The organism is Novipirellula sp. (assembly GCF_041583735.1).
In the GTDB taxonomy this organism is placed as follows: Bacteria; Planctomycetota; Planctomycetia; order Pirellulales; family Pirellulaceae; genus Novipirellula.
Genome location: NZ_JBFHFD010000737.1, coordinates 1 through 4,026 on the forward strand (window position 1 = coordinate 1; position 4,026 = coordinate 4,026).

3 protein-coding genes are annotated in these 4,026 nt (G+C 56.8%); 1 reads left to right on the plus strand and 2 read right to left on the minus strand.

Features of this window, described 5'->3' with window-relative positions; genetic code table 11:
• On the minus strand, nt 1-1,522 hold a 1,522-nt coding region (locus ABX962_RS31870), incomplete at its 3' end, for a transglutaminase family protein (protein WP_372725664.1).
• A 570-nt stretch (nt 1,523-2,092) separates the two neighbouring features.
• On the opposite strand from ABX962_RS31870, the gene ABX962_RS31875 reads away from it, so the two are divergent.
• Nucleotides 2,093-3,715, plus strand: coding sequence for a di-heme oxidoredictase family protein (locus tag ABX962_RS31875; protein ID WP_372725665.1), 1,623 nt, complete (start codon nt 2,093-2,095; stop codon nt 3,713-3,715).
• A gap of 113 nt (nt 3,716-3,828) precedes the next feature.
• Here the strand turns inward: ABX962_RS31875 and ABX962_RS31880 are convergent.
• Nucleotides 3,829-4,026 (minus strand): aminopeptidase N C-terminal domain-containing protein (locus tag ABX962_RS31880; RefSeq protein WP_372725667.1); only part of this gene is annotated, 198 nt, incomplete at its 5' end.

Here is a 4,026-nt window from a genome sequence, read left to right on the forward strand (position 1 = left end):
GCCAGCGATCGCGAGACCAGTCGTAACGCAGTGGCAGCGCGTAACCTATCGCCTTGTCCAATCCGCGAGCAAGGGCGAGGCTAAGGTCGTCGCGATATTGACGTGCCCACGGGATGACAATGTTGTCCGCTCCGACCTGCTGCTGACTTTCCCGCCACAGGTAGTACAGCCAATCTTCGCGTGCAGCAATCAAGAAACGCGAATCAATTCCTATTTTGCTTGCCACGACTTGGCTAAAACGTTCGGCGTCGTGGACGGTCACGTTGCTGGGGCGGGTTTCGTCGGCGATCAAGCGCTCATCCCGCCACAACGGGATCCCATCGTTTCGCCAAAAACACCCGAGTGCCCAGCGAGGCAAGGGTTCGCCTGGGTACCATTTTCCCTCGCCGTAATGCAACAAGGCACCGTGGGCGAAGGAGTCTTTTAAACGCTTCAACAGCACACCGGCTCGCTCGCGTTTATGAACCCCGAGTGCTTCGGTGTTCCACTGGGCTCCGTCCATGTCGTCGATCGAGACGAACGTCGGTTCACCCCCCATCGTCAATCGGACATCAAGCTCGTTCAGCTCTTTGTCAACTTGCCGTCCCAACGTGCAAATCGATTCCCACTGATGGTCGGTGTACGGTTTGGTGACGCGAGGATCCTCGTGGACACGAGTGACCACGTTGCGAAATTCGAACGTGACCTCACACTTGTCGGATGCTCCGGTGACAGGAGCAGCGGAGACGGGATCGGGGGTGCATGCCAACGGGATATGGCCTTCGCCGGCAAACAGCCCCGAGGTTGGGTCCAAGCCAATCCAACCGGCACCAGGGATATAGACCTCGGTCCATGCATGCAGGTCGGTAAAATCATGATCGGTGCCCGACGGTCCATCGAGCGACTTTTCGTCTGGGGTCAACTGGACCAGGTAACCGGAAACAAAGCGAGCGGCCAAACCGATATGGCGAAGGATCTGGACCAGTAACCAAGCGGTGTCACGGCAAGACCCGGTACGCATCTTTAGCGTTTCTTCGCACGTCTGGATCCCGACCTCCATGCGAATGTTGTAACCAATATCGGCCTGCAGCTTGGAATTGATGTAGACCAGGAAATCGACACAGCGGCGAGGTGTCAGATCGATTCCCGCAATCCAATCATCCAATAGCGGTCCGTTATCGGTCAGTTCGAAGTAGGGGGCTAGCTCGTGACGTTGCAGCGGTTCGTAATCGAAGGGAAACTTTTCCGCGTAGTCTTCGACGAAAAAATCGAACGGATTGATCACCGTCATCTCGGCGACCAATTGGACGTCGACGACAAATTCGGTCACCGGTTCGGGAAAGATGATGCGGGCAATCTGATTGCCGAACGGGTCTTGTTGCCAATGCAGATGGTGTTCGGCCGGTTCGATCTTCAGCTGATAGTCGTGGATGGGCGTCCGCGCGTGCGGCGCGGGACGCAGCCGAATCAGATGCGGTGACATCCGAATCGGCCGGTCGTACAGATAGCGAGTGTAGTGTTCTATGCCAACGTGTATTGCCACGGGTGTGTCGGCTCCGTCGGTTCGCTTGCCGAGACACCGCAAGGGCGCATCGCTAGAACCGTGAATAAGTGTCAGTTCAAATTGATAAGATCCGCCGCGTAGAGTGTAATCAAATAGCCCGCTTTTTGTCAGCGAAAACGGACAAACAATCGCTCCGCAAAAACAGCGTGTCTGATAAATACACTAACGCGTATCAACGGGGTTTTGCGGGTTAAAATGATTTTCACGGCGCCGGAGGCCGTCATCGGTTACCAGATTCGGCGGGAACGAGCGGACGCGAGCAGCTCCTTTTTTGTCGCTATGCTCGCCAGAGCGTGGATGTTTGCCGGCCAATACGAATACCTCCGACTGGCGAAAATAGCTACGAAAAAGCGACTTCACAGCGTCAGCCAAAACCGTTCGCTGCGATAGACCAGCCCCGGGGATCCGTCTCCTTGCGCGCTGGGGTTGCTGATCTCGGCAATGATGGAAAAAGAGAGGGCGAATTCAACAAAAAGTTTGCAGTTTGTCTCTGAAAGTGTCATAACCGTGGTGGGCGGGGCGAGCAACCACTGAAAGGGAGACGAGGCGATGCAGACGTCAGACCGGAAATTTGCGACCTTATGTGTCACTGTCGTGCTGATTGGATTCGGGGTTCCGGGTGTCGCAGCGGCGCAGGAATCCGCGATTGAGGCACGGATTGGCTTTACCGGCCAGCAGTTGTTCGAGCACGAATGGCAACCGGCAAAGTCGTCTGACACGGCGATCGCCCAGACCAAGCGAGTCGACGGAGACGGACTTGGGCCGCTGCACAATGCGACCTCATGTGCCGCGTGCCACAAAAATGGGGGTGGCGCCGGCGTTCAACATAACATCACGCTGATCACGGTCGATCCACGCTCTAGCGTATTGACCGATAAGAAGCACGGCGGAAAACGACTGCTCGAAGTCTTCCCCGCACTGCTCGGGCCCCGCGGCGGCATGACCTTTAGCACCGTCGTGCACGACCGTTCGACTCGGCCTGGCTATTCGTCGATTCGAGACAGGTTGGTGTCGTACGTTCCAGGCGGGATCGAAAACACGTGGTTTGATCCGAACCAGCGAACGATTGCCGCTATCGCGGCACAGCCCGTTGTCGCTGGCCGCCACGACAGCGTTGACTTTTATCTCAGCCAACTGAACTCGCCCGCCTTGTTTGGCGCCGGAGCGATCGATTCGATTGCAGTGGAACGGATCATGGCCCTTGCAAAACGGCAATCGGAAAAATCTTACGGAGCAATCACAGGGCGATTCGTTGGCAAATTCGGCTGGCGTGGCCAAGTCGGTTCTCTGAATCAATTCATTACTCAGGCCTGCGTCGGTGAATTGGGGCTGACCCCAGGCGGTGCTCGGGCATCACGAACCGATCGCCAGGGGGCGGTGAATCGGGGCCGTTCTTTAGACGATTTTGAACGTACGAATATTACAATCGAATCGGTGATGATGGCTTCGTTTGTCACCGCGACGCAAGCCGGCGATCCAGCCGACCTGGACTACATGAACACAGGCCGGGATATGTCGCTGGATGAAGTCAGAAAGTTAGAACGCTTTGTGAGGTCGCTTCCACGACCGACCGAATTGCCGCAGCCCGAACACAGCTTCGATGATGTGCGTGATGGCGAGCGGTTGTTTGGCAGGACCGGCTGCATCGATTGCCACGTCGCCGACGTGCGTCCCGTTTCGGGCATCTTTAGCGATTTGTTGTTGCATGATATGGGACCTGAGTTGCAGTCGCCGCTTTCTGCACCGCTGGGTTTTGAAACCAAGGTGCAATTGTTGAAATCGGTTTCGTTTGGTGAGCGTGGTCCGACAATGTCGTCGGCCCAATCGGCTTATGGGTCGGGCGAGATTGTCGCACGGATGCCCAAGCCCTACCCGATCGATGAACCCGAACAGCCGCAGTTTCCTCGCGGGGATATACCCGAAACCGACACGATTTACTGGGACACGCTGCAGCGTGAATGGCGGACTCCGCCGCTTTGGGGTGTTGCCGACAGTGCACCCTATCTTCACGACGGACGCGCCGAAACGCTCGAAGAGGCGGTGTTGTGGCATGGTGGTGAGGCGGCCGCGGCTCGGAATCGATTCTATGATCTTTCCCGAGCAGACAAAGATCGTGTGTTAGCGTTCCTGTCCTCTCTGCGGGCGCCTCAACCCAACGGACCAGGTCATTGATCCGGCGGCCAGTGGCCAACGGCAACCGGGTGATGCTGGATCGATGGCGAGGAGAACGGTGGGTGAGTTTGGGAACGAGACGCCCCGTGCCACTCTAGAGGCCTATCCCGCGTTTAAAAACGCAAGGCCCGCTGGACGATCTCGTGGACGTCTTTGCATAGCCCTGGATGTTCAGCGATCCGCTTCAGCTCGTTTTGCATTTGCGTTTGTCGTGATTCGTCAAACCGGCGGTAGCTGTTGAAAGCCGCGACCAAGCGAGCTGCCAACTGCGGGTTGGCCGATTCGATTTTCAGGACGTAATCGGCTAACAA